Source organism: Bradyrhizobium sp. 18BD, assembly GCF_054185225.1.
Window position 1 is genome coordinate 254,339 of sequence record NZ_JAVAYL010000002.1, and the last position, 25,745, is coordinate 280,083.

The 25,745-nt window shown below is 65.0% G+C and carries 27 protein-coding genes; 10 read left to right on the forward strand and 17 right to left on the reverse strand.

The features are described from left to right. Nucleotides 1–136: 136 nt before the first annotated feature. The 3 genes from RAD16_RS04360 to RAD16_RS04370 form a co-directional block, all read right to left on the reverse strand. Nucleotides 137–1,609 carry a DASS family sodium-coupled anion symporter gene (locus tag RAD16_RS04360; protein ID WP_458156644.1) on the reverse strand — a complete coding sequence of 491 codons (1,473 nt, stop codon included), beginning with the start codon at nt 1,607–1,609 and terminating at the stop codon, nt 137–139. Between the two features lie 112 nt (nt 1,610–1,721). Then, nucleotides 1,722–2,528 (reverse strand): enoyl-CoA hydratase/isomerase family protein, encoded by an 807-nt coding sequence (locus tag RAD16_RS04365; protein WP_458156645.1) that lies wholly within the window; start codon nt 2,526–2,528, stop codon nt 1,722–1,724. A gap of 32 nt (nt 2,529–2,560) precedes the next feature. Then, nucleotides 2,561–3,319 carry a hypothetical protein gene (locus tag RAD16_RS04370; protein WP_458156646.1) on the reverse strand — a complete coding sequence of 253 codons (759 nt, stop codon included), beginning with the start codon at nt 3,317–3,319 and terminating at the stop codon, nt 2,561–2,563. A gap of 63 nt (nt 3,320–3,382) precedes the next feature. On the opposite strand from RAD16_RS04370, the gene nthA reads away from it, so the two are divergent. The 3 genes from nthA to RAD16_RS04385 are packed head-to-tail and all read left to right on the forward strand — an operon-like array spanning nt 3,383 to nt 5,042. Continuing rightward, nucleotides 3,383–4,009: a nitrile hydratase subunit alpha gene (gene nthA, locus RAD16_RS04375; protein ID WP_458156647.1), complete on the forward strand. Its 627-nt coding sequence runs from the start codon at nt 3,383–3,385 to the stop codon at nt 4,007–4,009. Beyond that, a complete protein-coding gene (nthB, locus tag RAD16_RS04380; RefSeq protein ID WP_458156648.1) occupies nt 4,006–4,665 on the forward strand; it encodes a nitrile hydratase subunit beta in 660 nt (219 codons plus the stop codon). The genes nthA and nthB overlap by 4 nt, the downstream gene beginning before the upstream one ends. Continuing rightward, nucleotides 4,665–5,042, forward strand: a complete 378-nt coding sequence (locus tag RAD16_RS04385) for a nitrile hydratase accessory protein (protein ID WP_458156649.1) — start codon at nt 4,665–4,667, stop codon at nt 5,040–5,042. The genes nthB and RAD16_RS04385 overlap by 1 nt, the downstream gene beginning before the upstream one ends. Before the next feature lie 171 nt (nt 5,043–5,213). Here RAD16_RS04385 and queC read toward each other — a convergent pair whose 3' ends face one another. After that, nucleotides 5,214–5,927 carry a 7-cyano-7-deazaguanine synthase QueC gene (queC, locus tag RAD16_RS04390; protein WP_458156650.1) on the reverse strand — a complete coding sequence of 238 codons (714 nt, stop codon included), beginning with the start codon at nt 5,925–5,927 and terminating at the stop codon, nt 5,214–5,216. Between the two features lie 126 nt (nt 5,928–6,053). Here queC and mazG point away from each other — a divergent pair, with 126 nt between their 5' ends. Both mazG and RAD16_RS04400 read left to right on the forward strand, forming a co-directional pair. Continuing rightward, complete coding sequence (mazG, locus tag RAD16_RS04395; RefSeq protein WP_458156651.1) at nt 6,054–6,872, forward strand: nucleoside triphosphate pyrophosphohydrolase; 819 nt, start codon at nt 6,054–6,056, stop codon at nt 6,870–6,872. 14 nt (nt 6,873–6,886) lie between these two features. Continuing rightward, entirely contained in the window at nt 6,887–7,345 is a 459-nt protein-coding gene (locus tag RAD16_RS04400; RefSeq protein WP_458156652.1) for a GNAT family N-acetyltransferase, read from the forward strand. Between the two features lie 103 nt (nt 7,346–7,448). On the opposite strand, the gene hflX is transcribed toward RAD16_RS04400, so the two are convergent. From hflX to RAD16_RS04430, 6 genes are all read right to left on the reverse strand, one after another. Then, on the reverse strand, nt 7,449–8,846 hold the full coding sequence (hflX, locus tag RAD16_RS04405) for a GTPase HflX (RefSeq protein ID WP_458156653.1): 1,398 nt from the start codon (nt 8,844–8,846) through the stop codon (nt 7,449–7,451). Nucleotides 8,847–8,857: 11 nt separating this feature from the next. Beyond that, a complete protein-coding gene (hfq, locus tag RAD16_RS04410; protein ID WP_007591126.1) occupies nt 8,858–9,106 on the reverse strand; it encodes an RNA chaperone Hfq in 249 nt (82 codons plus the stop codon). A gap of 245 nt (nt 9,107–9,351) precedes the next feature. Beyond that, entirely contained in the window at nt 9,352–10,722 is a 1,371-nt protein-coding gene (ntrX, locus tag RAD16_RS04415) for a nitrogen assimilation response regulator NtrX (RefSeq protein WP_458156654.1), read from the reverse strand. A 17-nt stretch (nt 10,723–10,739) separates the two neighbouring features. Continuing rightward, the gene (locus RAD16_RS04420; RefSeq protein WP_458156655.1) at nt 10,740–13,172 is read right to left on the reverse strand and encodes an ATP-binding protein; all 2,433 of its coding nucleotides are present in this window, start codon (nt 13,170–13,172) and stop codon (nt 10,740–10,742) included. 276 nt (nt 13,173–13,448) lie between these two features. Continuing rightward, nucleotides 13,449–13,625, reverse strand: a complete 177-nt coding sequence (locus tag RAD16_RS04425; protein ID WP_458156656.1) for a hypothetical protein — start codon at nt 13,623–13,625, stop codon at nt 13,449–13,451. Nucleotides 13,626–13,825: 200 nt separating this feature from the next. Continuing rightward, nucleotides 13,826–14,176, reverse strand: a complete 351-nt coding sequence (locus RAD16_RS04430; RefSeq protein ID WP_458156657.1) for a phasin — start codon at nt 14,174–14,176, stop codon at nt 13,826–13,828. A gap of 196 nt (nt 14,177–14,372) precedes the next feature. Here RAD16_RS04430 and RAD16_RS04435 point away from each other — a divergent pair, with 196 nt between their 5' ends. The 3 genes from RAD16_RS04435 to RAD16_RS04445 are packed head-to-tail and all read left to right on the forward strand — an operon-like array spanning nt 14,373 to nt 16,146. Beyond that, the gene (locus tag RAD16_RS04435; protein ID WP_458156658.1) at nt 14,373–15,020 is read left to right on the forward strand and encodes a CoA transferase subunit A; all 648 of its coding nucleotides are present in this window, start codon (nt 14,373–14,375) and stop codon (nt 15,018–15,020) included. A 3-nt stretch (nt 15,021–15,023) separates the two neighbouring features. Beyond that, entirely contained in the window at nt 15,024–15,674 is a 651-nt protein-coding gene (locus RAD16_RS04440) for a 3-oxoacid CoA-transferase subunit B (protein WP_458156659.1), read from the forward strand. Between the two features lie 13 nt (nt 15,675–15,687). Beyond that, on the forward strand, nt 15,688–16,146 hold the full coding sequence (locus tag RAD16_RS04445) for a MaoC family dehydratase (protein ID WP_458156660.1): 459 nt from the start codon (nt 15,688–15,690) through the stop codon (nt 16,144–16,146). Nucleotides 16,147–16,152: 6 nt separating this feature from the next. Here RAD16_RS04445 and fabI read toward each other — a convergent pair whose 3' ends face one another. From fabI to RAD16_RS04465, 4 genes are read right to left on the reverse strand one after another with little or no spacing between them, the layout of a single operon-like run. Then, nucleotides 16,153–16,941 carry an enoyl-ACP reductase FabI gene (gene fabI / locus RAD16_RS04450; protein ID WP_458156661.1) on the reverse strand — a complete coding sequence of 263 codons (789 nt, stop codon included), beginning with the start codon at nt 16,939–16,941 and terminating at the stop codon, nt 16,153–16,155. Beyond that, entirely contained in the window at nt 16,938–18,152 is a 1,215-nt protein-coding gene (locus tag RAD16_RS04455) for an acetate/propionate family kinase (RefSeq protein WP_458156662.1), read from the reverse strand. The genes fabI and RAD16_RS04455 overlap by 4 nt, the downstream gene beginning before the upstream one ends. A 5-nt stretch (nt 18,153–18,157) precedes the next feature. Then, on the reverse strand, nt 18,158–19,120 hold the full coding sequence (locus RAD16_RS04460) for a phosphate acetyltransferase (protein WP_458156663.1): 963 nt from the start codon (nt 19,118–19,120) through the stop codon (nt 18,158–18,160). A 29-nt stretch (nt 19,121–19,149) separates the two neighbouring features. Then, a complete protein-coding gene (locus RAD16_RS04465; protein WP_458156664.1) occupies nt 19,150–21,372 on the reverse strand; it encodes a DUF3141 domain-containing protein in 2,223 nt (740 codons plus the stop codon). Nucleotides 21,373–21,529: 157 nt separating this feature from the next. Between RAD16_RS04465 and RAD16_RS04470 the strand changes: the two genes are divergently transcribed. Beyond that, on the forward strand, nt 21,530–21,673 hold the full coding sequence (locus tag RAD16_RS04470) for a hypothetical protein (protein WP_458156665.1): 144 nt from the start codon (nt 21,530–21,532) through the stop codon (nt 21,671–21,673). A gap of 169 nt (nt 21,674–21,842) precedes the next feature. Here the strand turns inward: RAD16_RS04470 and ntrC are convergent, their stop codons facing one another. The 3 genes from ntrC to dusB are packed head-to-tail and all read right to left on the reverse strand — an operon-like array spanning nt 21,843 to nt 25,468. Further along, nucleotides 21,843–23,285: a nitrogen regulation protein NR(I) gene (gene ntrC / locus RAD16_RS04475; RefSeq protein ID WP_458156666.1), complete on the reverse strand. Its 1,443-nt coding sequence runs from the start codon at nt 23,283–23,285 to the stop codon at nt 21,843–21,845. A gap of 9 nt (nt 23,286–23,294) precedes the next feature. Then, nucleotides 23,295–24,470, reverse strand: a complete 1,176-nt coding sequence (locus RAD16_RS04480) for a two-component system sensor histidine kinase NtrB (RefSeq protein WP_458156667.1) — start codon at nt 24,468–24,470, stop codon at nt 23,295–23,297. Then, nucleotides 24,467–25,468: a tRNA dihydrouridine synthase DusB gene (dusB, locus tag RAD16_RS04485; protein ID WP_458156668.1), complete on the reverse strand. Its 1,002-nt coding sequence runs from the start codon at nt 25,466–25,468 to the stop codon at nt 24,467–24,469. Before dusB ends, RAD16_RS04480 begins: the two co-directional genes overlap by 4 nt. On the opposite strand from dusB, the gene RAD16_RS04490 reads away from it, so the two are divergent. After that, nucleotides 25,440–25,742 carry a hypothetical protein gene (locus RAD16_RS04490; protein WP_458156960.1) on the forward strand — a complete coding sequence of 101 codons (303 nt, stop codon included), beginning with the start codon at nt 25,440–25,442 and terminating at the stop codon, nt 25,740–25,742. The genes dusB and RAD16_RS04490 overlap by 29 nt on opposite strands. Nucleotides 25,743–25,745: the final 3 nt, after the last annotated feature.

Below are 25,745 nucleotides of genomic sequence, written 5' to 3' on the forward strand. Positions count from 1 at the left end.
CACTGCAGCACGCACCATCGCCTTTTCGGGTCTTTCTTGCAATTTCAGATATTTGGAGGGGATTGGACGAAGTTTTCCCAATCCCGCCCCGGAGAAGAATATTCCTCCGCCCGGGGGTATCAGCCTCCGGGCCGGCTCATCGCAGCGTCAGCCAGGGCAGCACGATCAGCAGCAGGCCGGCGAAATACAGCAGCCCGAAGGTCAGGCCAAAACCCCAGAACTGGCCCTTCCCGATATAGCCGCTGCCGAAATACATCGGCGCGGGTCCGGTCGCATAAGGCGAGATCACGCCCATCAGGCCGAGCGAATACATGCAGAGCATGGCGAGCGTGGTGACCGGCAGGCCGGGAATGCCGGAGCCGACCGCGAGCACGACGGGCAGCACGGCTGCCGCATGAGAGGTGATGCTCGAGAAGAAATAGTGGATCCAGAAGAACAGCGCGACCAACAGGATCATCGCGGTCGACGGCGACAGCCCCGCGAGCGGCTTTGCGTATTCGGTCGCGAACCATTTGATGAAGCCGATCTCGTTGAGGCCCGAGGCCAGCGTCAGCAGCGAGGTGAAATAGAAGAACACCTCCCAGGCGCTCTTCTCAGCGACGATGTCGGCAAACTCGATCACGCCCGTCACCAGCATCAGAGAGATCACGATGAAGACGACGGTGGTGGCGTTGACGAAGTTCGAGCCGAGCACGGGCACGTGGATGTCCGGGCTCGAGCCCGCGATCCACAGGAACATCGCCAGCACGACCAGCGCCAGCATGATCCACTCGTTGCGCGACATCGGGCCCATTTCCGTGAGCTCCTTCGTCGCCCATTCGGTGATCTCGGGGCTGCGCTTTACCTCGGGACGGCACACGACATAGCTGAGCAGCGGCACCAGGATCATCAGCAGGAGGCCGAGCGGCGCAAAGCCCATGAACCATTGCGCCCAGCTCACCTCGACGCCGGCGGTCTTCTTGGCGATCGCGAGCGCCGCCGCATTGGGCGCGAGCGCGGTGAAGAACAGCGAGCTGGTGATCGCGGTCGCCGCGAATGCGGTCCACATCACATAGGTGCCGATCTTGCCGGCGGTTGGTCCCGGCTCGGAGCCGTAGATGCGCGGGATGTTGCTGATGATGGGATAGACGATGCCGCCGCTGCGCGCGGTGTTCGAGGGCGTTGCGGGGGCGAGCAGGAAATCCGACATCGCCACCGCATAACCGAGCCCGAGCGTGTTGCGGCCGAGCTTCTGCACCAGCACCAGCGCGATGCGCCGGCCAAGCTGGCTCTTGCGATAGCCGATCGAGAACACGAAGGCGCCGACGATCAGCCACACCGTGCTTTCGGCAAAGCCCGCCAGCATCCAGCGCAGCGATTTATTGGGATCGGGATCGATATAGCCGGCAACGCCCGCGACCGTCAGGCCGATGAAGCCGACCGCGCCGACCGGCATCGATTCCAGGATCAGCCCGGTGATGACGGCCGCGAACACGGCAAAATAGTGCCACTGATTGACGTTGAGACCCGGCGGCACCGGCCACAGATAGATCGCCAGCCACACCACGAGCGGCGCGATCAGCTTCCAGCGAAACCCTTTTGCCTCAGGCGCCTGCGAGCTAGCGGCCATGGGCCCTCCCCTCGATTGTCGTCACATCATTTCGCCCGTTGGCCGGGCCGTTTTGTCCCATCGCGGCGTATACGGATTGTCCGGGGCCCGATCAATGGCCCGACACCACGTTCTACCGCCCCTTGAAGCGAGGTTTGCGGCGGGTCAGGAACGCCTCGACGCCCTCCTTGTGGTCCTCGGTGAGGCTTGCCAGCGCGAACTGATCGACATCCATGTGGCTGGCGAGATCGTCCAGCGCGTGCGCGAGCCGGTTGACGGTCAACTTGGTCATGGCGACCGAGAGCGGCGGTTGCGCGGCGACCTTGCGGGCGAGCTCCATCGCGGTATCGAACGCATGGCCAGGGTCGGCCACCTGTTCCACCAGGCCCCATTCATAGGCCTCCTCCGCGCTGATGCGCTGATCGGCCAGGATCACCGCCTGCTTGGTGCGGGCGGGTCCGATCAGGTGCAGCATGCGCGGGATGCTCTGCCAGCTCATGTTCATGCCGAGCCCGATCTCGGGCACGCGCAGATGCGCATCGCGCCCCATGACGCGGAAGTCGAGGGCCACTGCGAGCGCCACGCCGCCGCCGACGCAAAAGCCCTCGATGGCCACGATCGTGATCTGCTCCATCTCCTGCCAGGCCTGGGTGAGGCGCGGCCCGAGCTTGAGATGCCGGCGCAGCGTGCCGAGATCCATCTCCTTGCGCGAGCGGCCCTCGGCATCCTTGAGGTCGAAGCCGGCGCTGAATGCACTGGTGCTGCCGGTCAGCACCACCACGGATGTCGTCTCGTCATCCTCAAAGCTCCGCGCTGCCGCCGTGAGCTGGCGCAGCGCTTCGGGCGACAGCGCATTGATGCCGTCATTGCGGTCGAACCGCACAATCGCGATCCGTCCCTCCGGCCCATGACCTTTCTCGATCGTCACATAGTCGGTCATGGCAACGCCTCCTGTTCTTGATCCTGGATCGCTCACAAATGCCCGGTGCGCCGGTGTTCCGGCTCGCTGCCGCCGACCGGAAAGCGAATGGTGGTGCCGAGGGTGATCCAGTTGGCATTCTCGCCGGTGATGTTGCGGCCGTAGATCACGTCGACGGAGAAGATCTCGTTCGGCCGGTAGCGCACGCCGGTCTGGAAACGCGGCTGCACGACATCAGGGCTCTCGGAGGCGCCGGCCTGGCCGAAAGCCTCGATCGTCCATTGCAGGGTGTCGGTGAACTTCCAGTCGAAGCCGATGCCGTAGGTCAGATAGTGGCGATCGACGGTGCGATCCCAGAGCCAGCCGCCATTGACGTTGATGCGCGCGGTCTCGGACAGGCGGAACGTTGCGGGGATGACCGCAAAGGCGGTCAGCGCCTCGCCGGTCGCCGCGTCAAATGATCCGCCTGCATAGGCCGACAATCCCCACCGGCCGATGCCGGTCGGGATGAAATTGGTCTTGGCTTTCGGCGCAATGGTCGTACTCCAGTCGCCATCGCTGCGCGACCGGATGGTCTGCATGCTCAGCTCGATCGGCCTGAAGGGATCGACGACGCAAGAGGGATTGGCGACCGCCGTGAAATCGGTATTGGACGCCGCCGACATCCAGCTTTCCACCTTGCAGGAGCCGACCTCGGAGATGTCGGCGGCATCCACCGCATAGGCGCCATTCGCAGCGCGCGCATCCTGCGCCGAAATTGCAATAAGAGCCGCGATCGCGGCAGCAATTCCGGTATGTTTGGCCCAGCCCATGGCGCGATGTTAGCAGAGTCTTCGCCTCGACAAGGCCCGGATTCTGGGACTATCTTCTGCGCCATGAGCGACCATCATCACGACCACGATCACGACCATTCCGAGCTGTCGGAAACCGAGCTGCGCGTGCGCGCGCTCGAGACGATTCTGACCGAGAAAGGCTATGTCGAGCCGGCCGCGCTCGATGCCATCATCCAGGCCTATGAGACCAAAATCGGCCCGCACAACGGTGCGCGGGTCGTGGCCAAGGCCTGGACCGATCCGGCGTTCAAGAAGGCGCTGCTGGAGGACGGCAGCAAGGCGATCGGCACGCTCGGCCATGTCAGCCGCGTCGGCGACCATCTCGTCGTGGTCGAGAACACGCCCGCGCGACACAACATGATCGTGTGCACGCTGTGCTCCTGCTACCCCTGGGAGATGCTGGGCCTGCCGCCGGTCTGGTACAAGGCCTCACCCTATCGCTCGCGCGCCGTGAAGGACCCGCGCGGTGTGCTCGCCGATTTCGACGTGACGCTGCCCAAGGACATGGAAATCCGTGTCTGGGATTCCACCGCCGAGACGCGCTTCCTGGTGCTGCCGATGCGCCCCGAAGGCACCGAGGGCTGGAGCGAGGAGCAGCTCGCCGAGCTGGTCACGCGCGACTCCATGATCGGCACTGGTTTTCCGAAGACGCCCGGAGCGCCCTCATGAATGGCGTGCACGACATGGGCGGCATGGACGGGTTCGGCAAGGTCGAGCCCGAGCTGAACGAGCCGATGTTTCACGAGGAATGGGAATCCCGCGTGCTGGCCATGGTGCGCGCGATGGGCGCGGCCGGCGCCTTCAACATCGACACCTCGCGCTTCTATCGCGAGACGCTGCCGCCGCACGTGTACCTCTCCAGCTCCTACTACAAGAAGTGGTTTCTCGGGCTCGAGGAGATGCTGATCGAGAAGGGCTATCTCACGCGCGAGGAGGTCGCCGCCGGCCATGCGATGCAGCCCGGCAAGGCGCTCAAGCACGGCAAGTTCGACCTCGCCAATGTCGAGCGCGTGATGGTGCGCGGCAAGTTCGCCCGCCCTGCGCCTGCGCCGGCGAAATTCAACATCGGCGCGCGCGTCCGCGCCAAGAACATCCATCCGACCACGCATACGCGGCTGCCGCGCTATGTCCGCGGTCATGTCGGCGTGGTCGAGCTGAATCACGGCTGCCAGGTGTTTCCGGACTCGGCGGCGATGGAGCTCGGTGAGAATCCGCAATGGCTCTACACCGTCGTGTTCGACGGCCGCGATCTCTGGGGCGAGGATGGCGATCCCTCGCTGAAGGTCTCGATCGACGCGTTCGAGCCCTATCTGGATCCGGCGTGATGAGCAGCACGCTTGCTGCCGCCGCGACGGCTGCCATCCCGAGCATTCCGCGCGATGACGACGGCCCGGTGTTCCGCGCGCCCTGGGAAGCGCATGCCTTCGCGATGGCGCTGACGCTGCATGACCGCGGCGTCTTCACCTGGCCGGAATGGGCCGCAGCGCTGGCCGACGAGATCAAGCGCGCCCAGGCCGCCGGCGATCCTGACACGGGCGAGACGTACTATCTGCACTGGCTCGCTACGCTGGAAGGCCTCGTCGCGCGCAAGGGAGTCGCCTCGATGGACACGCTGCACCGCTATCGCGATGCGTGGGACCATGCAGCGGACCGTACGCCGCACGGCAAGCCGATCGAGCTCAGGCCCGAGGATTTCGGCTAGCTCGCGCTCTATCCGTCATTGCGAGCGCAGCGAAGCAATCCAGAATCTCACCGCGGAGACAATCTGGATTGCTTCGTCGCTGCGCTCCTCGCAATGACGGCGTTGAGGGATCGCCCGCCCCAGTGCGCAATTGCGCACAAGGCGGGCGATGACACCGAGGTTATGGCGTCATCACCGCCCCGCCACATACTCCCGCCACCCCTTCGCCCGCAGGCTGCAGGCCGGGCACTCGCCGCAGCCATACCCCCAATCGTGCTGGGCGCCGCGTTCGCCGAGATAGCAGGTGTGCGACTGCTCGCGGATCAGGTCGACCAGCCCCTCGCCGCCGAGATCGTGCGCGAGCTTCCATGTCGCGGCCTTGTCGATCCACATCAGCGGCGTATGCATCTCGAATTCGCGGGCCATGCCGAGCGAGAGCGCGGCCTGCATGGCGCGGATGGTGTCGTCGCGGCAATCGGGATAGCCGGAATAGTCGGTCTCGCACATGCCGCCGACGATATGGGTGATGCCCCGGCGATACGCCAATGCTGCGGCAAACGTCAGAAACACCAAATTGCGGCCGGGCACGAAGGTGTTGGGTAGCCCATCGGTGCCCATCGCGATCGCGACGTCGCGGGTCAGCGCCGTCTCGGAGACCGCCGCCAGCGTCGGGATCGACAGCGTATGGCTCTCGCCGAGCTTTGCGGCCCAATCGGCGCGCAGGCCCTTGATGCCGTCGAACAAACGGTCGCGGCAGGAAAGCTCAATGGCGTGGCGCTGGCCGTACTCGAAGCCCAGCGTCTCGACGCGCGCGAAGCGGCTCAGCGCCCAGGCGAGGCAGGTGGTGGAATCCTGGCCGCCGGAGAACAGCACCAGCGCGGTTTGTGATGAAAATGCGTCGCTCATGGCCCGCGCTTTAGCATTGCAGGCCCCGCGCGCCAATCAGTGGAAATCGGCCTGTTCCGTCGCGCCCGGCTGGGAACGGCGGCCCGCTTTTGGCATAAGGTTAGGGACCCAGGAGACTGCCCCGCAATGACCCCTTCCCGCGACATTTCCCGCCTGATCGAGATCATGGCGGCACTGCGCACGCCGGTGACCGGCTGCCCCTGGGACCTCGAGCAGAATTTTGCAACGATCGCGCCCTACACGATCGAGGAAGCCTATGAGGTGGTCGACGCGATCGACCGCGGCGATCTCGACGATCTCAGGGAGGAGCTCGGCGACCTCCTGCTGCAGGTGGTGTTCCACGCCCAGATGGCCTCCGAGCAGAACGCCTTTGCTTTCGGCGATGTCGTCGAGGCCATCACGCGAAAAATGATCCGCCGCCATCCCCATGTCTTCGCCGACAAGGACGGCAATCTCGCCCCGTCCCACGTCAAGGAAGTCTGGGACCGCATCAAGGCCGAAGAGAAAGCCGAGCGCGCCGCGCGCCGGCCGCCGGAGGCGACGCCGCCGCACAAATCGCTGCTGTCGAGCGTCAAGGCCGGCCAGCCCGCGCTGACGCGCGCCATGGAGCTGCAGCGCAAGGCCTCCACCGTCGGCTTCGACTGGAACGACCCGCGCGCGGTCTTGCAGAAGATCCGCGAGGAAGCCGACGAGATCGAGGCCGCACTCGATCGCAACGACAAGCAGGAGATCGCCGAAGAAACCGGCGACCTGATGTTCGCCCTCGTCAACCTCGCCCGCCATGTCGACGCGGATCCGGAGGCCGCGCTGCGCGCGACCAACGCGAAGTTCGAGCGGCGCTTTGCCTATATCGAGCGGGCGCTGGAGGCGCAGGGCCGCACGCTCGAGCAGGCCTCGCTGGCGGAGATGGACGCGCTGTGGAATGCGGCGAAGTCGGCGACGTGACGGGAGGGCACCCAGTGGACATCAGGCAGGACGATCCGACGGCGCCACATGTCGCCAACTTGCTGGCGCATCATCTGGAAGAGCTCCGTAGCGTCATGGGGGAGCACGCGCAGGCGCTCGATGCGAGCGGTCTTTCGGCTACGTCCGTGACGTTCTGGACCGCCTGGCAGGACGGCGCGCTGGCTGGCTTCGGTGCCCTGAAGCAGTTGGATGAGGCGCATGGCGAAGTGAAGTCGATGCGCGCCGCACCGACTGCGCGGCGGACCGGAGCCGGGCGCACGCTTCTGAACCACATCATTGCTGAAGGCCGCAAGCGCGGATATGTGCGTCTCAGCCTGGAGACTGGCACTGCGCCGCTGCACGTGCCGGCCGTCGCGCTCTACCGCAGCGCAGGCTTCGTATCCTGCGAGCCGTTCGCCCACTATCAGGCGAGCCCGCACAACCAGTTCATGAGCCTCGACCTGTCGAGGTGATTGTCTCTGCGTAGCCCGGATGGAGCGAAGCGCAATCCGGGGCCTCGCGTCGTGACATCCCGGATTTCGCTTCGCTCCATCCGGGCTACGAAGTGACGCTGGATTATGCGGGAAGATGCGGCACAGCGTCGAACCTGTTCACCACGATATCCCGCTTGGTCTCGTCCACCCGCACGGTCATGTCGAAGCGGCCGTCGTGCAGTTCTTTGGCCAGCACCTCGGAATTGCGGTGGAGCCAGGAGATGCCGGCGCCGTCGGCGGCGTCGACCGAGAGATCGAGCGTGGTGCGTTTTGCGGCGAGGCGTTCCTCGATCGCGGCGAGCAGTGCATCGACGCCCTCGCCTGTGACGGCCGAGACCAGCATCGCCGGATGATCCTCCGGCCTGCGCGCGGCAATGTTCAAAATCTCTTCGCGGTTTTCAGGCTCGTAGCGGTCGATCTTGTTCCAGACCTCGATGATGCGACCAGAGTCGTCAGGATTGATGCCGAGCTGGCGCAGCACGGCGTCGACGTCGCTCTGCTGCGCCTCGGCGTCTTCATGGGAGATGTCGCGGACATGCAGGATGACGTCGGCTTCCAGCACCTCCTCCAGCGTGGCGCGGAAGGCGGCGACGAGCTGGGTCGGCAGGTTGGAGATGAAGCCGACCGTATCCGACAGCATCGCCTTGCCGCCACGCGGCAGCGTCAGCGCGCGCAAGGTGGGATCGAGCGTGGCGAACAGCATGTCGGCCGCCTGCACGTCGGCGCGGGTCAGGCGATTGAACAGCGTCGACTTGCCGGCATTGGTGTAGCCGACCAGCGCGACCACGCGGTACGGCACGCGCTGGCGTCCGGCGCGATGCAGGCGCCGCGTGGCCTGCACCTTCTTCAGCTCGCTCTCGAGTTTCGAGATGCGCTCCTGGATCAGCCGGCGGTCGGCTTCGATCTGCGTCTCGCCAGGGCCGCCCATGAATCCGAAACCGCCGCGCTGGCGCTCCAGATGGGTCCACGAACGCACGAGGCGTGAGCGCTGATAGTTGAGATGCGCGAGCTCGACCTGGAGCGAGCCCTCCTTGGTCTTGGCGCGGCGGCCGAAGATCTCGAGGATCAACCCGGTGCGGTCGAGCACCTTGGCATGCAATTCCTTCTCGAGATTGCGCTGCTGGATCGGCGCCAGCGCGCAATCCATCACCACGAGCTCGACGTCGAGGCTCTTGGCCAATGCGGCGATCTCTTCGACCTTGCCCTTGCCGATATAGGTGGCGGGACGGATCTGGCTGATCGGCGCGATGATGGCGTCGGCGATGACGAGGTCGATCGCACGCGCGAGGCCGGCGGCTTCGTCGAGCCGGGCCTCGGCGTCGCGTTGGACATGATTGGGAAGGGCATGGCTTTCCGATTGCGCGTCGGCACTTCCCGCGCGCGCCCGCAAATAGGGACCGATGACCAGCACCCGCCCCGTCTGCTTAGCCCCTGCCGATCGCGGACGGTCGGCATCCCCGTCGAAATTCCGGGGTTCCAATCAGATCACTCTCAAGCCGGCTGATCCTCGCCGCCTTCGAACAGCTGGATCGGAGCGCCTGGCATGATGGTCGAGATCGCATGCTTGTAGACCAGCTGCGAGTGACCGTCGCGCCGAAGCAGCAAACAGAAATTGTCGAACCAGGTCACGATGCCCTGGAGCTTCACTCCGTTGACCAGAAAGATCGTCAGTGGCGTCTTGGTTTTGCGAACGTGATTAAGGAAAGTGTCCTGTAGGTTTTGTGCGCGGTCTGCCGCCATTGTTTTTTTCTCGCTTTGAGTTTCTTGTTATTGCGCCGGTTGCGACCCTGTTTTCAAAATGGGGCCTTCTTCCGGTTGCCGCTCCTCATGAGATCCCCCTCGGAGGAACAGCGGTTCGATTAGAGGACAGGTCGGCTTATTAGGCAAGCCGCTTCACGCGGCAGACGACGTCCGTTTTCTCCGAAAAACTACGGAAATAGATGATTTTCCTCGCTTATCCCTAAAGTCCGGGCGCGACGCCGGCGTTAGCCGACGCCGAGCGCCTTCAGCTTCCGGTGCAGCGCCGAACGTTCCATGCCAACAAACTCGGCCGTACGAGAAATATTTCCTGAGAAACGGCTGATCTGGGCAATCAAATAGTCGCGCTCGAACACTTCGCGCGCCTCGCGCAGCGGCAGGCCCATGATGTGCTCGCCATTGTTGCTGGTCGGCATCGCCGGGACCATCGAGCCGACGTCCTGCGGCAACATGTCGGCGGTGATGATCACCTCCGGACCGCCCGCGGCCAGAATCATGACTCTCTCAACGTTGTTGCGGAGCTGGCGCACATTGCCGGGCCAGACGTGCGATTGCAACACGGCCATCGCGTCCTGGCCGATCTGGCGCTTGGGCAGGCCGCTGCCGGCCGAGATCTGCTCCATGAAATAGTCGATCAGCTCCGGAATGTCCTCGCGGCGCTCCGAGAGCGCGGGCACGCGGATCGGCACCACCGAGAGCCGGTGATAGAGGTCCTCGCGGAAATGGCCGGCGGCGATCTCCTCCTCGAGGTTGCGCGCGGTCGAGGAGATGATGCGGACGTCGACCTGCACCTTGGCGGTGCCGCCGACGCGCTGGAACGACTGCTCGACCAGCACGCGCAAAATCTTGTTCTGGGTCTCGCGCGGCATGTCCGCGATCTCGTCGATGAACAGCGTGCCGCCATGGGCTTCCTCGAGCGCGCCGGGCTTGCGCGGCTGCTCGCCGTTGGACTGCTCGACGCCGAACAGCTCGTGCTCCATGCGCTCGGGCGTGATCGCGGCGGCGTTGATGACGACGAAGGGACCATCGGCGCGGCCCGAGGCCGTATGCAGCGTGCGCGCGGTCAGCTCCTTGCCGGCGCCGGCGGGGCCGACGATCAGGATGCGGCTGTTGGCCTTGGCCGCGCGCTCGATGGTCTGGCGCAACTGGTTCATGCTGGGCGAGCGGCCGACGAGCTGGCTGGCGCTCGGCGCGAGCTGCTTCAGCTCCTTGACCTCGCGCTTGAGCCGCGAGTTCTCAAGCGCGCGGTTGGCGACCAGGATCAGCCGGTCGGCCTTGAACGGCTTTTCGATGAAGTCATAGGCGCCGCGCTTGATCGCTGCGACCGCGGTCTCGATGTTGCCGTGGCCGGAGATCATCACGACCGGCAGATCGGTATTGTCCTTCTTGACCTGCTCCAGCAGCTGCAAGCCGTCGAGCTTGGAGCCCTGCAGCCAGATGTCGAGAAACACCAGGTGCGGCCGGCGGTTGGCGATCTCGGCCAAAGCCGAGTCGCTGTCGCGCGCGGTGCGGGTGACGAATCCCTCGTCCTCGAGGATGCCCGCAACGAGATCCCGAATATCGGCCTCATCATCGACAATCAGAATTTCACTTGCCATGGGTCGCGCCTGTCTTCTCAGCTGCCTGTTGAGGCTTCGATTTTCGTTGAATCATTGGTCTTTTCAGCCGGCTCTTTGGTTTCGGCCGCGGGCTCTTTTGTTTCTTGCGCCGGGTCCTTGACAACCTGGTCCTTGACAACGGCGCCGGCCTGCTCGCTCGCCAGATCCTTGGCTGTCACGTCCTTGGCCGGCGGTGCCGGCTCGGCTGCTTCGGATTTCTTGGGCTGCCCGGAGATCGCAAAGCGCATGCGCATCCAGGCGCCGCGCTGGCCTTCGCGAAAGTCGGAGGCGTCCTTCAGCTCGATGCGGCCGCCATGGTCTTCCAGCACGCGGCCGACGATAGCAAGGCCAAGGCCCGTGCCCTTGGCGCGGGTGGTGACATAGGGCTCGAGCAGCCGCGAGCGCGCGACCTTGGGCAGGCCGATGCCGTTGTCGATCACGTCGATCAGCACGTCCTCGCCCTCGCGCGAGACCACGACGTCGATGCGACCTTTTCCGCCGTCCTTGCCGAGCTCCTCCGGCGGCACCTGCTCGATCGCCTCGGTCGCGTTCTTGACGATGTTGGTGACCGCCTGCGAGATCAGCCGCCGGTCGAACTGGGCACGCAGCGGATCTTCCTTGAACTCGGCCTCGATCTCGAGCTCGGGATGGGCCACCTTCATCAGGAACACCGCCTGCCGCACGGTGTCGGCGACGTCCTCGCCCTCCATCACCGGTTTGGGCATCCGCGCAAAGCGCGAGAACTCATCGACCATGCGCCTGATATCGTCGACCTGGCGCACGATGGTGTCGGTGCACTGGTCGAAGATCTGCTTGTCCTTGGCCTCGGTGATGTCCTTGCCGAACTTGCGGCGGATGCGCTCGGCCGAGAGCTGGATCGGCGTCAGCGGGTTCTTGATCTCATGGGCGATACGGCGCGCGACATCGCCCCAGGCCGAGGTGCGTTGCGCCGAGACCAGCTCGGTGATGTCGTCGAGCGTGATGATGTAGCTGTCGTGCGGCTGGTTCTTCTCGGCGCTGACGCGGACCGACAGATTGCGCTCGGTGCCGTCGCGGGTGATGGTGATCTGGCCCTGCACCAGGCGCTGGGTCCCGTCCCGCGCCGCCTTCATCATTTCGTCGAGCTCGGGCAGCACGTCGGACAGGGGGTGGCCGAGCGTCTCGGCTTCGGAATGCCCGATCAGCTTCTCGGCCGAGCGGTTGAGGATGCCGACGCTGCCTGACGTGTCGACGCCGATGATGCCGGCGCTGGCCGAGGACAGCACGGCCTCGATGAAGCGGCGGCGGCTGTCGATGAGATCGCTGGCGTTGACGAGCTCGTCGCGCTGGCTGCGCAATTCCTGCGTCATCTTGTTGAAGGTCTCACCGAGCTGGGCAAGGTCGCCTTCCGACTGGTGCACCGGCACCTTGACGTGGAGGTCGCCGGTCGAGACGGTCTGCGCGGCGTTCATCAGCCGCCGGATCGGCGCGACCAGCGAGTTGGCGAAGTTCAGCCCGATCAGCACCGAGGCCATCAGGATCGTCAGCGCGATCACCGCGAACATCAGCGCGAAGGCGACCTGGATGCCGAGCCGCCGCGACTCAATCTGGGCATATTCGGCGACGCTGACCTCGGTCTGCTTGAGCTGGTTGACCACATTCGGATCAAGCGGCCGGGCGACGTAGAGGAAGGTGTCGTTGAAGGCGCGCAGGCGGATCACCGCCGCGACGTAGCTCGCGTCCGGAAGGATCGCGATCTCCGGCTGGCTCTCGCTGACATTGCTGAGAAAGTCCGGCGCCGGCGGCGAATAGGCCAGCCGCATGCCGGTGTCGGCGGATTCCAGGATGTTGGTGCTCTTGTCGATGATCATCGCGCCCGGCAGGTTGCGGGAGCTGGCGCTGGCCGTCAGCATTTCGCGGAACGACCGCCGGTCCTGATCATAGAGCGGCCGTGCATGGGCGATGTCGTTGGCCATGCCGAGAATGTCGCCCTGGATCAGCTGGGCGTGGTCCTGCATGTAGGCGCGCGCGATGTTCAGCGAGTTCTGGATCACCTCCTTGGTCGGCCCGGAGAACAGCCGGTCGAGGCCGCGCTCGAGGGTGACGTTGGCGACGACGGAAACCAGCACCGCCGGCAGCACCGCCACGATCGAGAACAGGCTGACGATCTGGACATGGAGGCGTGCCGCCGCCCTGCCCCGCCGGCGTGCCAGGATCAGCTGCCAGAGCTCGCGGACGATGATCCCGACCAGGAGCAGGATCGTGCCGGCATTGATCAGGTAGAACGAGCGGACCACCTCCGGCGTCGGTTCGATGCTCGTGAGGCCGGTCAGGACCAGGAAGGTCAGCAGGCCCGACAGCAGCGCCAGCGCGACGGCAAAGGGCGCCAGCCAGCGTCGCGGCGACCAGCGCCGGGGCTCTTCTGCTGAGGCCGTGTCAAAGGATGCGGCCGAGGTGTCTGCGCTGGTCATTCCGGCAATGGTGCTGAAAGCGGGTCCGCCGCGGGCGGCAACTGATGTATTCGTACCACATTGTTGCCGAGACGCGACAGTGTCAAATAGCCACGTAATCTCAGCCACTTACGGAATTCAACTTCTTCTTTTAGCCACGATTTACCAAAACGCACGACGCGGGATTCGATGGCTTTGCCCGGCAGGCGTTCGCAGCGACCGTCTTGGCCCGGAACAATGGCCTTCGCTCCGCCCGCGGGGGCGGTCGCCCGATCGGCCGATCGCGCCCGATGGCGCTCAGCCGCTGCCCCGGGGTGGCCGATCGAGGCGCGATCTCTGCGCGCGCATGCGCTTGATCTCGCTCTTCAGCGCCTCGGCCTTTTCATCCCGCTGCTCGCTCGCCGTTGCCGGCCGCTCGTCGCGGCGCAGCTTATCGAGCGCCTTCTCCACGGAGAGCTTGTTGGTCTCAGCCATATCGCGCCTCTCTCGCCAGACCGGTTCCGGCGTCACCGCGTCCGTCAGTACCGGTCGCCATGGGGATCGTTCTGCGGACAGGTTTAGTTCCCATAGGTGTCGTACTAGCTGGCCTGTTGTCGTACCCGCTGCCGCAATAGACGCCGGCCGCGGCCTGAAAGTGTGGTGCCCTCGCCCCCGCGATCGCTGCTGGGGCCGTGTCAGCTCTTCGGGCTGAACATGCCGCCGGCCGCCTTCATGGCGGCCTCGCCCATGGTCTTGGCCTGATCGGTCAGCGCCCGCATCTGGTCCTGGAAGAATTCGGCCTGAAGCTTCAGCGCGTCCTGCACGTCCCTGGCCTGGATCAGCTTGTCGCCGAGATCGAAGGTCGCGGTGACGTTGCGCTGCATGAAGCTGGTGAACTCCTTGGCCTGGTTCGCGATCGGCAGCGACGAGGATTCGAGCCCCTTCTCCAGCAGCTCGAAATAGTCGGTATTGGCCTTGCGCAGACGGCCGAGTGCTTCGGCCAGCATCGTGCGGATGTTCTCAGTGGACGGATTGATCTCTGGCATCACATCTCCCCTTTCAGGAGTTTGCGGTTAGGCCGTCAGCGCCGCGCGATAAGCGGCACAACGAGGTGTGCAGGCTCTGGCGAGAGATACTAGCGAGCATCACCAATGATGCGGAGCTTTGACGCAGATCAAGGGTGGACAACTGCCGTCCGCGAACATTCGTCGCGTCGCGCTCCCGCCGACCGGAGTTCCCTAGATGAAGGCCATTTCCGTCGAAGAAGCCGTTGCGATGATCCCGGCCGGAGCCAGCGTCATGGTCGGAGGTTTCATGGGCGTCGGCACGCCCGAACGGCTGCTGGACGAAGTCGTCCGGCAGCACAAGAGTGGCCTGACCCTGATCTGCAACGATGCGGCAATCCCAGGCAAGGGCGTCGGCAAGCTGTTCGATGCGGCGCTGGTCTCGCGCCTGACCGCCACCCATATCGGCCTCAATCCGAAGGCGCAGCAGCAGATGCTGGCGAACCAGATCGCAGTCGATCTCATTCCCCAGGGCACCTTCGTGGAACGCATTCGAGCCGGCGGATGCGGTCTCGGCGGCGTCCTGACGCCGACCGGCGTCGGCACGCTGGTTGCGGAGGGTAAGCAGCATGTCGAGGTCGACGGCAAGCCGTTCCTGCTCGAGACCGCGCTGCGCGCGCAGTTCGCTCTGGTCCACGCCTTTCTCGCCGACTATCTCGGCAACCTCGCCTACGCGCTGACGTCGCGCAATTTCAATCCCGTCATGGCGATGGCCGCCGACACCGTCATCGTCACCGCGGAGAACATCGTCCCGGTCGGGGTGATCGCGCCCGACCACGTCGTGACGCCGGGGCCGCTCGTCGACTACCTCATTACGAACGGGTGACACATGGACCCGCAGATCATCATCGCCCGGCGCGTCGCCAAGGAGTTGAAGAGCGGCAATCTTGTCAATCTCGGCATCGGCATTCCGACGCTGGTCGCCAACTACGTGCCGTCCGAGCTGAAGGTCTTCTTTCAGTCGGAGAATGGATTGATCGGGACCGGGCCGATCCCCGAGCAGGGCATGGCGCACCCGACGCTCACCGACGCCGGCGGCCGCCCGATCAGTGCGCTCCCCGGTGCGGCCACCTTCGACAGCGCGATGTCGTTCGCGCTGATCCGCGGCGGCCATGTCGATATCACCGTTCTCGGCGGCCTCCAGGTCGACGCGCATGGCCTGCTCGCCAACTGGATGATCCCCGGCAAGATGGTGCCCGGCATGGGCGGCGCGATGGATCTCGTCAGCGGCGCCAAGCGCGTCATCGTCGCCATGCAGCACGCCGCCAAGGGCAAGTCCAAGATCGTCGCCAGATGCTCGCTGCCGCTGACCTCGGCACGGCCGGTGAATCTGGTCGTGACCGACATGGCCGTCATCGGCTTTCCCGACGGCAGGGCAACGCTGCTGGAAACCGCGCCTGGAATCTCCGTCGGGGAGGTCCTCGCGGTGACCGAGGCCGAACTGGTGATCCCGGATTCCGTGCCGGAAATGAAACTCTGACGAGGACGGTCGAATGCGGATCTTTGGCGATTTCAACGAGATCAAATCGGCCGTCGGCACCGAGATCGGCGTCAGCGACTGGGTGGAGGTGTCGCAGGACCGCATCAACCAGTTCGCGGAAGCGACCTGCGACGAGCAATGGATCCATGTCGACCAGGAGCGCGCAGCCAAGGAAATGCCTGGCGGCAAGACCATCGCCCATGGCCTGCTCTCGCTGGCGCTCGCCCCGCTCTTCATCCGCTCCGTGATCGGACTGAAGGGCCTGCGCAACACGCTGAACTACGGCGCCGACCGCATCAGGTATCTCGCGCCGGTGCCGGCAGGCTCAAAGCTGCGCGGCCGGGTCAGCGTTGCCGAAGCCGAGGACGTGCCGCCGGACGGCCTGCGCGTCAACTATCACCTCGTGATCGAGATCGAGGGCGGCAAGAAGCCCGCCTGCGTCGCCGAGCTGATTGCCCTGCACTATCGCTGAGCACGCTCAGTCGATGATGTGATAGCCGCCATCGATATAGAGCACGCCGCCCGTGATCAGCTTGGCGCCATCAAGCGCCAGAAATGCCGTGGCGTTGCCGACATCGTCGATGCTGACGAGGCTGCGCGAGGGCGCCTTGGATTGCGCCTTGTCCATGAGCTCGTCGAACTCCGGAATGCCCGAGGCGGCGCGGGTCGCCAGCGGGCCCGGCGAGATCGCGTGGACGCGAATGCCCTTCGGGCCAAGCTCCGCCGCGATATAGCGAACGGACGCTTCGAGCGCGGCCTTCGCCACGCCCATCACGTTGTAGTTCTCCACCACCATCTGGCTGCCGTAATAGGTCATGGTGAACAGCGTGCCGCCGTTCTTCATCAAGGGCTCGGCGAGATGGGCCATCCGCATGAAGGACCAGCACGAGACGTCCATCGTTTTCAGGAAGCCGTCGCGGCCGACGTCGACAACGCGGCCATGCAGGGCTTCCTTGGGCGAGAAGGCGATCGAATGCAGCAGGAAATCGAGCTGGCCCCATTCGGCGGTGATGCGCTCGAACACCGATTCGATCTGCCCCTCGACCATGACGTCCATCGGCATGAAGATCGGGGCCTCCAGCGCCTGCGCGAGCGGCTCGACATGCTTCTTGGCGCGATCGTTGAGATAAGTGACGGCCAGATCAGCGCCGAGGGCGCGGAACGCCCGCGCGCAGCCCCAGGCGATCGACTGGTCGTTGGCGATGCCGACGATCAGTCCCTTCTTGCCCTTGAGAGCGACCTTGCTGTCCGGAAATACGGGGATCATGACACCCTCTCAGATATTGCGTTGTTCGATGGGCTGTTCATCAGCAGTGCCAGCGTGTGCTGCGCGATCATCAGCTCCTCGTCGGTCGGGACGACATAGACGGGGATGCGGCTGTCGGCGTGCGAGATCAGGCGCGCATGGCGGGCGTTCTCGCCGGCATCGATCGCAGCACCGAGCCATTCGAGCTTGGCGGCGACGCGGGCGCGGATCGAAGCCGAGTTCTCGCCGATACCGGCCGTGAACACGAAGGCATCCAGCCCCTGCAAGGCCGCGGCCAGCATGCCGGTGTTGAGGGCGATGCGATAGACGAAATAGTCGATCGCGAGCCTTGCCTGCGGGTCGTCGCTCGCCTCGAGCTCGCGCATGTCGTTGCTGACGCCGGAGAGGCCTTTCAATCCGCACTCGCGGTAGAGGAAGTCCTGCACTTTCGCAGGCTGCATCCCCTTCTCGGAGATCAGGTAGAGCACGACGCCCGGATCGATCTGCCCGGGGCGCGTGCCCATCGGCAGGCCGTCCAGTGCCGTGAAACCCATCGTGCTCTCGACGCTGCGGCCGTCCTTGATCGCGCACATCGAGGCGCCGCTGCCGAGATGGGCGACGATCACGCGCTGCTTGGCGATCTCGGGCGCGACGGTCGGCAGCGTCCGGGCGATGTATTCGTAAGACAGCCCGTGGAATCCGTAACGCCTGACGCCCTCAGCATGAAGCTGATGCGGAATGGCATAGTGATCGGCGACGGCCTCGTGGCTGCGGTGAAACGCCGTGTCGAAGCACGCCACCTGCGGCAGCTTGGGGAAGTTCGCCAGCAGCGAGCGGATCGGTGCGAGATTGTGCGGCTGGTGCAGCGGCGCCAGCGAGACAAACCGTTCGAGGCGCGACACGACGCCATGGTCGATCAGCACCGGTCGCGCATAGTCCGGGCCGCCATGCACGACCCGGTGACCGACCGCCATCGGCGTCACGCGCAGCTCGTCCCGCAGCCAGTCTCCCGCAACCGCCATCGCCGCCGGAACATCTGCCACCGCATCGATCGGATAGGCACGATCGGCCAGGGAGTCGCCGCCGGCCCCGCTGGCGCGCAGGCGCGGCCGGTTGCCGATGCCGTCCATCTGTCCCTTGATCTGCCGGCGCAGCGTGCCCTCGCCTTCGATCGAATAGACCTGGAACTTGACGCTGGAAGAGCCGGCATTGACGACGAGGATCGTGTCCATGGCGGTCACGCGGCGACTGTCGGCGCCATCTGGCGCCTTGCACGAGCGTAAAGCGCAGCAACCGCGCAGGATGCCATCCGCGCGCGCGGCGAATCCGCACGCGAGGTCAGCACCACAGGCACACGCGCGCCGAGCACGATGCCGGCGCCGTCGGCCTTGGCGAAATAAGCGAGGTTCTTGGCCAGCATGTTGCCGGATTCGAGGTCCGGGACCATCAGGATCTGGGCACGGCCGGCGACCTCGGACACGATGCCCTTGATCCGCGCCGCCTCGGGATCGATGGCATTGTCGAAGGCCAGCGGTCCGTCCAGCACGCCGCCGGTGATCTGGCCGCGGTCGGCCATCTTGCACAAGGCGGCCGCCTCGATCGTGGACGGGATTTTCGAGGTGACCGTTTCGACCGCCGACAGGATCGCGACCCGAGGCGTCTTGCCGAAGCCGCCCTGGTTGTAGAGATCGATCGCGTTCTGGATGATGTCGCGCTTGGCGTCGAGGTCGGGGAAGATGTTGATCGCAGCATCGGTCACGAAGATGGTCTCGGCATAGGCCGGCACGTCCATGACGAAGACATGGCTGATGCGGCGGTCGGTGCGCAGGCCGCCGGTCTTCGCCGTGACGGCGCGCATCAATTCATCCGTGTGCAGGCTGCCTTTCATCAGCAGCTCACCCCTCGCGGCATGAATGAGCTCGACGCCCTTGGCCGCAGCATCGTCGCTATGCGCGGCATCGACGATCTCGAAGCCCGAGACGTCGAGGTCGAATTTTGTGGCGGTGTCCCCGATCTTGCCCGCCGGCCCGACCAGGATCGGCCGGATGATGCCTGCGCTCGCACTGTCGATGGCACCCCGCAGCGAGGTCTCATCGCAGGGATGCACGACAACCGTCGGCGTCGGCGGCGCCGCCCGGGCCGCCGCAATCAGGCGGTCATATTTGGTGCCGGATTGCGCCTGTGTCGCATCAGTCGACATGATGTCACTCCTGCTCCCGCCAATCCGCGCTACGACGCCCTTGCCTGCGAGTCGAAAGGGGCGACGTTTGACGTCCACTCGCCCTCCCCGTCGAGGCCGAACAACTGGGCGATGCGCTTGAGACGGTTGGCGCGCTCGCCGGTGATGTCCTCGCTGGCCGACAGAACCTCGCGCATCGCCGCGAACGCCGCGCGCTTCTGGTTGAGGTCATCAGGCAGCATGCCAGGGATGGCCGCGAGCGCTGCGTCCCGATCCAGCAGCAGCATGAAGAACTGCTCGCGCACCAGCTTCTTGAACTCGGCCAGTGTCATCCGGGTGCCGGCATGCTCGCGCCGCACCTGGCGCAGCGCCTCGATGCTGCGCTCGTCGACCATGCCGCGTGCGGAGCCGACATAGAGCAGCGCACGGAGCGAGGCTTCACGAAGCCCGCCTTCGCCGATGTGCGATTTCAGCTCCGCGATCCGGTTCTCGAGCAGCGCGCGATGTTCGTCCGACATCTCCCGCCGCCGCGACGGCACCGAATTCGGATCGATACCGACCGCAGCCTGCAGTGCGGGCGAGCCGTAGACGTTGAGGAAGATGGTCTCGCTCAGCGCCTCCTGGGCATCCCGCCAGCTGTCGAGTGCATGCACGATCTGCTTCGACATCTGCTCCTGGAATGCCAGGAACGGATTGTCCTTCGACACCGGCTTGCGATTGTCCTCGACGCGGTCGGCAGCCGACTTGATCCCGGACATCCAGGGATTCTGGCTGCTGAACAGCTCATATTGCATCCGCAGCGGATGCATGTTGCGCGCCCAGTTCGCCACCTGCGGCGTCACCATCTTTTTGACCCAGGGCTGCACGAACTTCTGATAGGCGGCCAGATTAAGCTCCGAGACGCGCTTGGCGGCGGCGAAGCGACGCTCATCGTCGGGCGAATTGCCGCCCATGGCATGGATGTCGTCGAGCGTCCGCGCCTCGCAGCGCATCACCCATTGCCCCGCGGCAAGATCGGCGTTGAGCGTCTCGTTGCCGCGCGCCTCGAACGTCGCTTCATAAAGCCCGGGCGGCAGCACGTCGATCAGATCGATGTTGCTGGAGAATTCCGCGTGCTCCTTCTTGGCGACGCCGCCGGAGACGAAGATGCCGAGATGACCGATGCTTTCGTGAACGGTGTAGACGATGGTCTGGCCATAGGCCCTGATCTCGTCGACATCTGCGTAACAGTCGAGGATCCAGTCGAGTGCCTGCTGCGGCGGGGTGACGTTATCGCCCTTGGAGCAGAACACCACGATCGGCGAGCGGATGTTGCGCAGATCGACCTTCTGTCCATCCGACATCTCGATCCGGCCGGCGGCGAGATTGTTGCCGATGAACAGCTCATCGACGATGAACTGGATCTCCTCGGCGTTGAGATTGACGTGACCGCCCCACCAGCGTTCGAAATCGAGATAGCGCTCGGCCTCGGTGTCGACCTTGGAATAGACGTTGTACTGCTTGGTCCAGAGCGTGTTCGACGGGTTCTGGTTCTCGAAGTTCTGCACCAGCCATGCGCCGTCGAACTTGCCGGCACCGAGATCGCTCGCGAGCGCCGTGAGCCAGCTTCCGCCCAGGAGGCCGCCCGAATAGCGCATCGGATATTGGCCGTGCACGCCCGCCCAATAGGCCAGCGGCGCGCCGGCGATGATCAGCGGTCCGAACAATTCCGGCCGCAGCGAGGCCAGGATCATGACGGCCCAGCCGGCCTGGCAATTGCCGATCACGCAGGGCTTGCCGTCGGCATCGGGGTGACGGCTGATGACGGTTTCGAGAAACTTCGCTTCCGCGCGCGCAATGCGTTCAATCGTCTGCCCCGGCATGGGCTCGGGCAGGAACCCGATGAAATAGCAGGGATGTCCCGCCTTCATGGCGACGCCAATCTCGCTGTCCGCCTTGAAGCCGCCGATGCCGGGTCCATGTCCCGCGCGCGGATCGACCACGACGAAGGGCCGTCGGCTCATGTCGATCTCGACATCCTTGGGCGGGATGATGCGCACCAGCGCGTAATTCACGGGCTCGTCGAGCTTGCGACCGTCCGTGATCAATTCGGCAGCATATTGCAGCACATGCGGCGCGGTCTGCGCGACATGTTCGCGATACTGATCGCCCCTCTGGCGCATGATGTCCAGGAACAGCACACTGCGCTGCCCGGCATCGACCATATATTCCACGGCCGAGGCGACCAGCCCCGACATGGGCCCCTCAGGCAGTTTCAGATTTTCCATCGCCATCTTCGACCTCGTCGTCGCGCCCGAGGTCATTCAAGGAGGCCGGCGGCCCTCTACGTTGACATAGGTCAACGGTCAGGAGCCGGAACCTTGTGCAGAAAAGCTGGCTAACAGGATCAGCTGCGGCGGAACGGATTCGGCCCCATCCCGATTAACGGGAATGGATAGAGTATTCCTTGCAGTGATGGTGTCATCGGTTCTGCTGCTGATCGTGGCCGCCGACCTCCTGGTCAACGGCCTCACTCTGGAGCAGGCGACGAATGTCGCCAGCATGACGCCGGCATCAACCCGCCTGGTCCGATAAGCGCGACGCCGCGCCTCGCGGCCGAATGACAAAATCGAAAAATTCGACGGAACAAATCGGTCCGATTCGGACTTTTGCTCATCGCGCCAGCCATCAAGGCTCGCGCGATCCGGACAGGCTCAGCTCCGCTGTGGTAGGGGGAGCTGAGCCACCGTCCGTTTTGGGGAAACTAGCCCCCGCTCCGGTAGACCTGGATATCGAGGTCCCGGATTTTCTTGCGCAACGTGTTGCGGTTGAGGCCGAGCAGATCGGCGGCGCGGATCTGGTTGCCGCGGGTGGCGGCAAGCGCCGCCGTGAGCAGCGGTACCTCGATCTCCTTGAGGATGCGGTGATAGAGGCCCGGCGGCGGCACGCCGTTCGGGAAGCCCTGGAAGTGCGAGGACAGATAGGCTTCCACCGCGCCGCCGAGATTGTCGACACCCTGCTGGACCGCGGCGCCCGGGCTGACCGTCGGCGGCGCCAGCTCGCCGTCGATGACGGAGGCCGTGATCACGTCCTGCGGATAGAGTGCGGCCAGACGCCGGGCGAGGTTCTCGAGCTCGCGCACGTTGCCGGGCCAGCGGTGCTGCTTCATCCGCTCCAGCGCCAGCGCATCGAGCTTCTTCGGCGGCAGGCCGTCCTTTTCAGCCAGCGCGAAGAAGTGGCGGACGAGATCGGGCAGATCCTCGATGCGTTCGCGCAAGGGCGGCAGCCGCAGCGGAACCACGTTGAGGCGGAAGAACAGGTCCTCGCGGAACAAGCCCTGCTGGATCAGCACGCGCAGATCCTTGTTGGAGGCCGCGACGATGCGCACGTCGGTCTTGATCGGGGTGCGGCCGCCGACGGTGGTGTATTCGCCCTGCTGCAGCACGCGCAGCAAGCGTGTCTGCGCCTCCATCGGCATGTCGCCGATTTCGTCCAGGAACAGCGTGCCGCCCTCGGCCTGCTCGAACCGGCCAGAGGCGCGGGTGTTGGCACCGGTGAAGGCGCCGCGCTCGTGGCCGAACAATTCGGACTCGATCAGGTCGCGCGGGATCGCCGCCATGTTGACCGCGACGAACGGGCCGTTGCGACGCTTGCCGTAATCGTGCAGCGCGCGCGCCACCAGTTCCTTGCCGGTCCCGGACTCGCCCGTGATCATCACGGTGAGGTCGGTCTGCATCAGGCGTGCGAGCACCCGATAGATTTCCTGCATCGCCGGCGAGCGGCCGACCAGCGGGATCGCCTCCATCTCGGCGTCCTCGTCCGGCGTCGAGACCCGCTCCTTGGGCTCGGCCAGCGCGCGGCCGACGATGGCGATCAGCTCCTTCAGGTCGAAGGGTTTCGGCAGATATTCGTACGCGCCCCGTTCAGACGCGCGGATCGCCGTCATGAAGGTGTTTTGCGCGCTCATGACGATGACCGGCAAGTTCGGCCGCATCTTCTTGATCCGCGGCAGGAGATCGAAGGCGTTCTCGTCGGGCATCACCACGTCGGTGATGACGAGATCGCCCTCCCCCTGGCTGACCCAGCGCCACAGCGTTGCAGCGTTGCCGGTGAGCCTCACCTCATAGCCGGCGCGGGACAGTGCCTGATTGAGAACGGTGCGGATGGCGGTGTCGTCATCAGCAACGAGAATGCTACCTGCGGGCATCGTTAATCCTCATTTTGCCCCCTGTGACGCAGACGACGACTTCCCGGCAGAACCGTCGCGACTGCTGTGATCGGCATGTTTCACCGATGTGGAATACATCGGCATCAGCACGCGGAAGGTGGTCTTGCGCGGCTGAGACTCGCATTCGATGATGCCCCCGTGATCGCCGACGATCTTGGCGACCAGCGCCAGGCCGAGACCAGAGCCGGTCTGCTTGGTGGTCACGAAGGGATCGAACAGGTTGGGCAGAAGATCGTCCGGCACGCCTGGTCCATTGTCTCGCACGCAGAATTCGAGCGGCAGAGATACCCGGGATTTTTGACCGGGGACTGACAGGCGCACGCCGGGGCGGAACGCGGTGGTGAGCTGGATCTCGGCGTCGGGCACGTCGATCAGCGCTTCGGCGGCGTTCTTCACGAGGTTGAGGAACACCTGGATGAGCTGGTCCTGGTTCGCCAGCACCGGCGGCAGCGAGGGATCGTAATCCTCGATGAAGCGGATATTGCGGGCAAAGCCGGACTGCGCCAGCCGCTTCACGTGGTCGAGCACGGAATGGATGTTGACGGGCCCGCGCACCACGGGACGCTCGTCGCCGAACACCTCCATGCGGTCGACCAGCGTCACGATGCGGTCGGCCTCGTCGCAGATCAGCCGCGTCAGCATGCGGTCCTCGGACGAGGCCTGCTGTTCCAGCAACTGCGCCGCGCCACGGATGCCGGAGAGCGGATTCTTGATCTCGTGCGCCAGCATGGCTGCTAGCGCTATCACCGAGCGCGCAGCGCTGCGATGGGTGAGCTGGCGGTCCATCTTGTCGGCGATGGAGCGCTCCTGCAGCATCACCACGATATGGCCGGGCCGCTCGGTGAGCGGCGCGACGTGCAAATCGACCTGGCGGTCGCCGCCCATGCGCGGCGTGCCGAGATCGACCTTGTATTCGTTGACCGGCGAGTTCGACGAGCGCACCTGGTCGATCAGCGCCAGCAAGGGGCTGCCGAACGGCACCAGCTCCTTCAGCGATTGGCGCTTCAGGAACTGCGTCGAGATCTCGAAGAAGGCTTCGGTCGCGATATTGGCGGCGACGATCTTGCCGTCCGGCCCAATCATGAGCACGGGATTGGGAAGCGCGTCCAGGATGGCGTCGCTGTCGGACAGAATCGGCCGACGATGTTCAGCGGCTGAGCTCATGCAGCAGCGCTCCATGCGAAGTCGTCGAAGGCATCTTGCAGTGACTGGTGAACGGCGGTGGGATCCTCCGAGGTGAGGATCTTCTGGCGCCAGCCCTTCAGCTTCTCGACCGGTGCGCCGCTCGCATCCGCAGCGACGTCCAGCGCCCAGCCGAGATGCTTGCGGGCGTGCTTGAGGCCGACGCGCAGGCCGTAGAGCGCGCAGACGCCCTCATAGAGCGTACGGACGTAATGAAGTTGTGTTTCCAGCGACGGCGTGGCTTCAGCGGCCCCGCCGTTGAGGCGGCGGCCGATCTCGCCGGGCAGCCAGGGCTGGCCGTTCGCGCCGCGGCCGATCATCACGGCATCCGCGCCGGAGGCCTCGAGTGCTGCGAGCGCCTTCTCGTAAGTGGTGATGTCGCCATTGACGACGAGCGGAAGGGAGACGGCTTCGCGCACGGCGCGGATCGCATCCCAATCGGCCTCGCCCTTGTAGAACTGGCAGCGGGTGCGGCCGTGCACGGTGACGAGCTGGATGCCGGCCGCTTCCGCGCGGCGCGCCAACTCCGGCGCGTTGCGCGTGCGGTCATCCCAGCCGAGCCGCATCTTCAGCGTCACGGGGACCTTCACCGCCGCGATCGTCGCCTCGATCAGGCTGACGGCGTGGTCGAGGTCGCGCATCAGGGCCGAGCCGGACTGGCCGCCGGTGACGTGACGGGCCGGGCAGCCCATGTTGATATCGATGATGTCGGCGCCTTCGGCTTCCGCGATCCGGGCGCCTTCGGCCATCCAGTGAGTCTCGCAGCCGGCGAGCTGGACCACATGCGGGCCGATTCCCGTCGCTTCGCAGCGCAACCGCGACATCCGATGGCCGTTGGCGAGCTCGTCGCTCGCGGTCATCTCGGACACGACGAGACCCGCCCCCAGCTCGGCGGCGAGCTTACGGACGGGCGAGTCGGTCACCCCCGACATCGGCGCCAGGAAAACCGGGGTGGCGACGTCAATGTCGCCTATTTTCAACGGCTTAGTGCCTGATACTGCCGAGCCGGTCACAGGGGGTCTCGTTAAGTCGGCAGGGCTTGATCGCGCTGCCATGGCCTATCTTGCGCACAATTCTTGTGCAGTCAAGCGTCATGCCTACAGTTTAGACAGTTCTGCAAATTTTTCAAGTGCAGTGCAGCAAATTGCTGTTTCCCACAATCCGGGAAAACCCCTTTTTTTGCGGGCCTGCCGTGCTAGAGGCATGCCGGTCATCACCCACTCCCCGACTCTTCATCATCAACTGAGTATTTGAGTC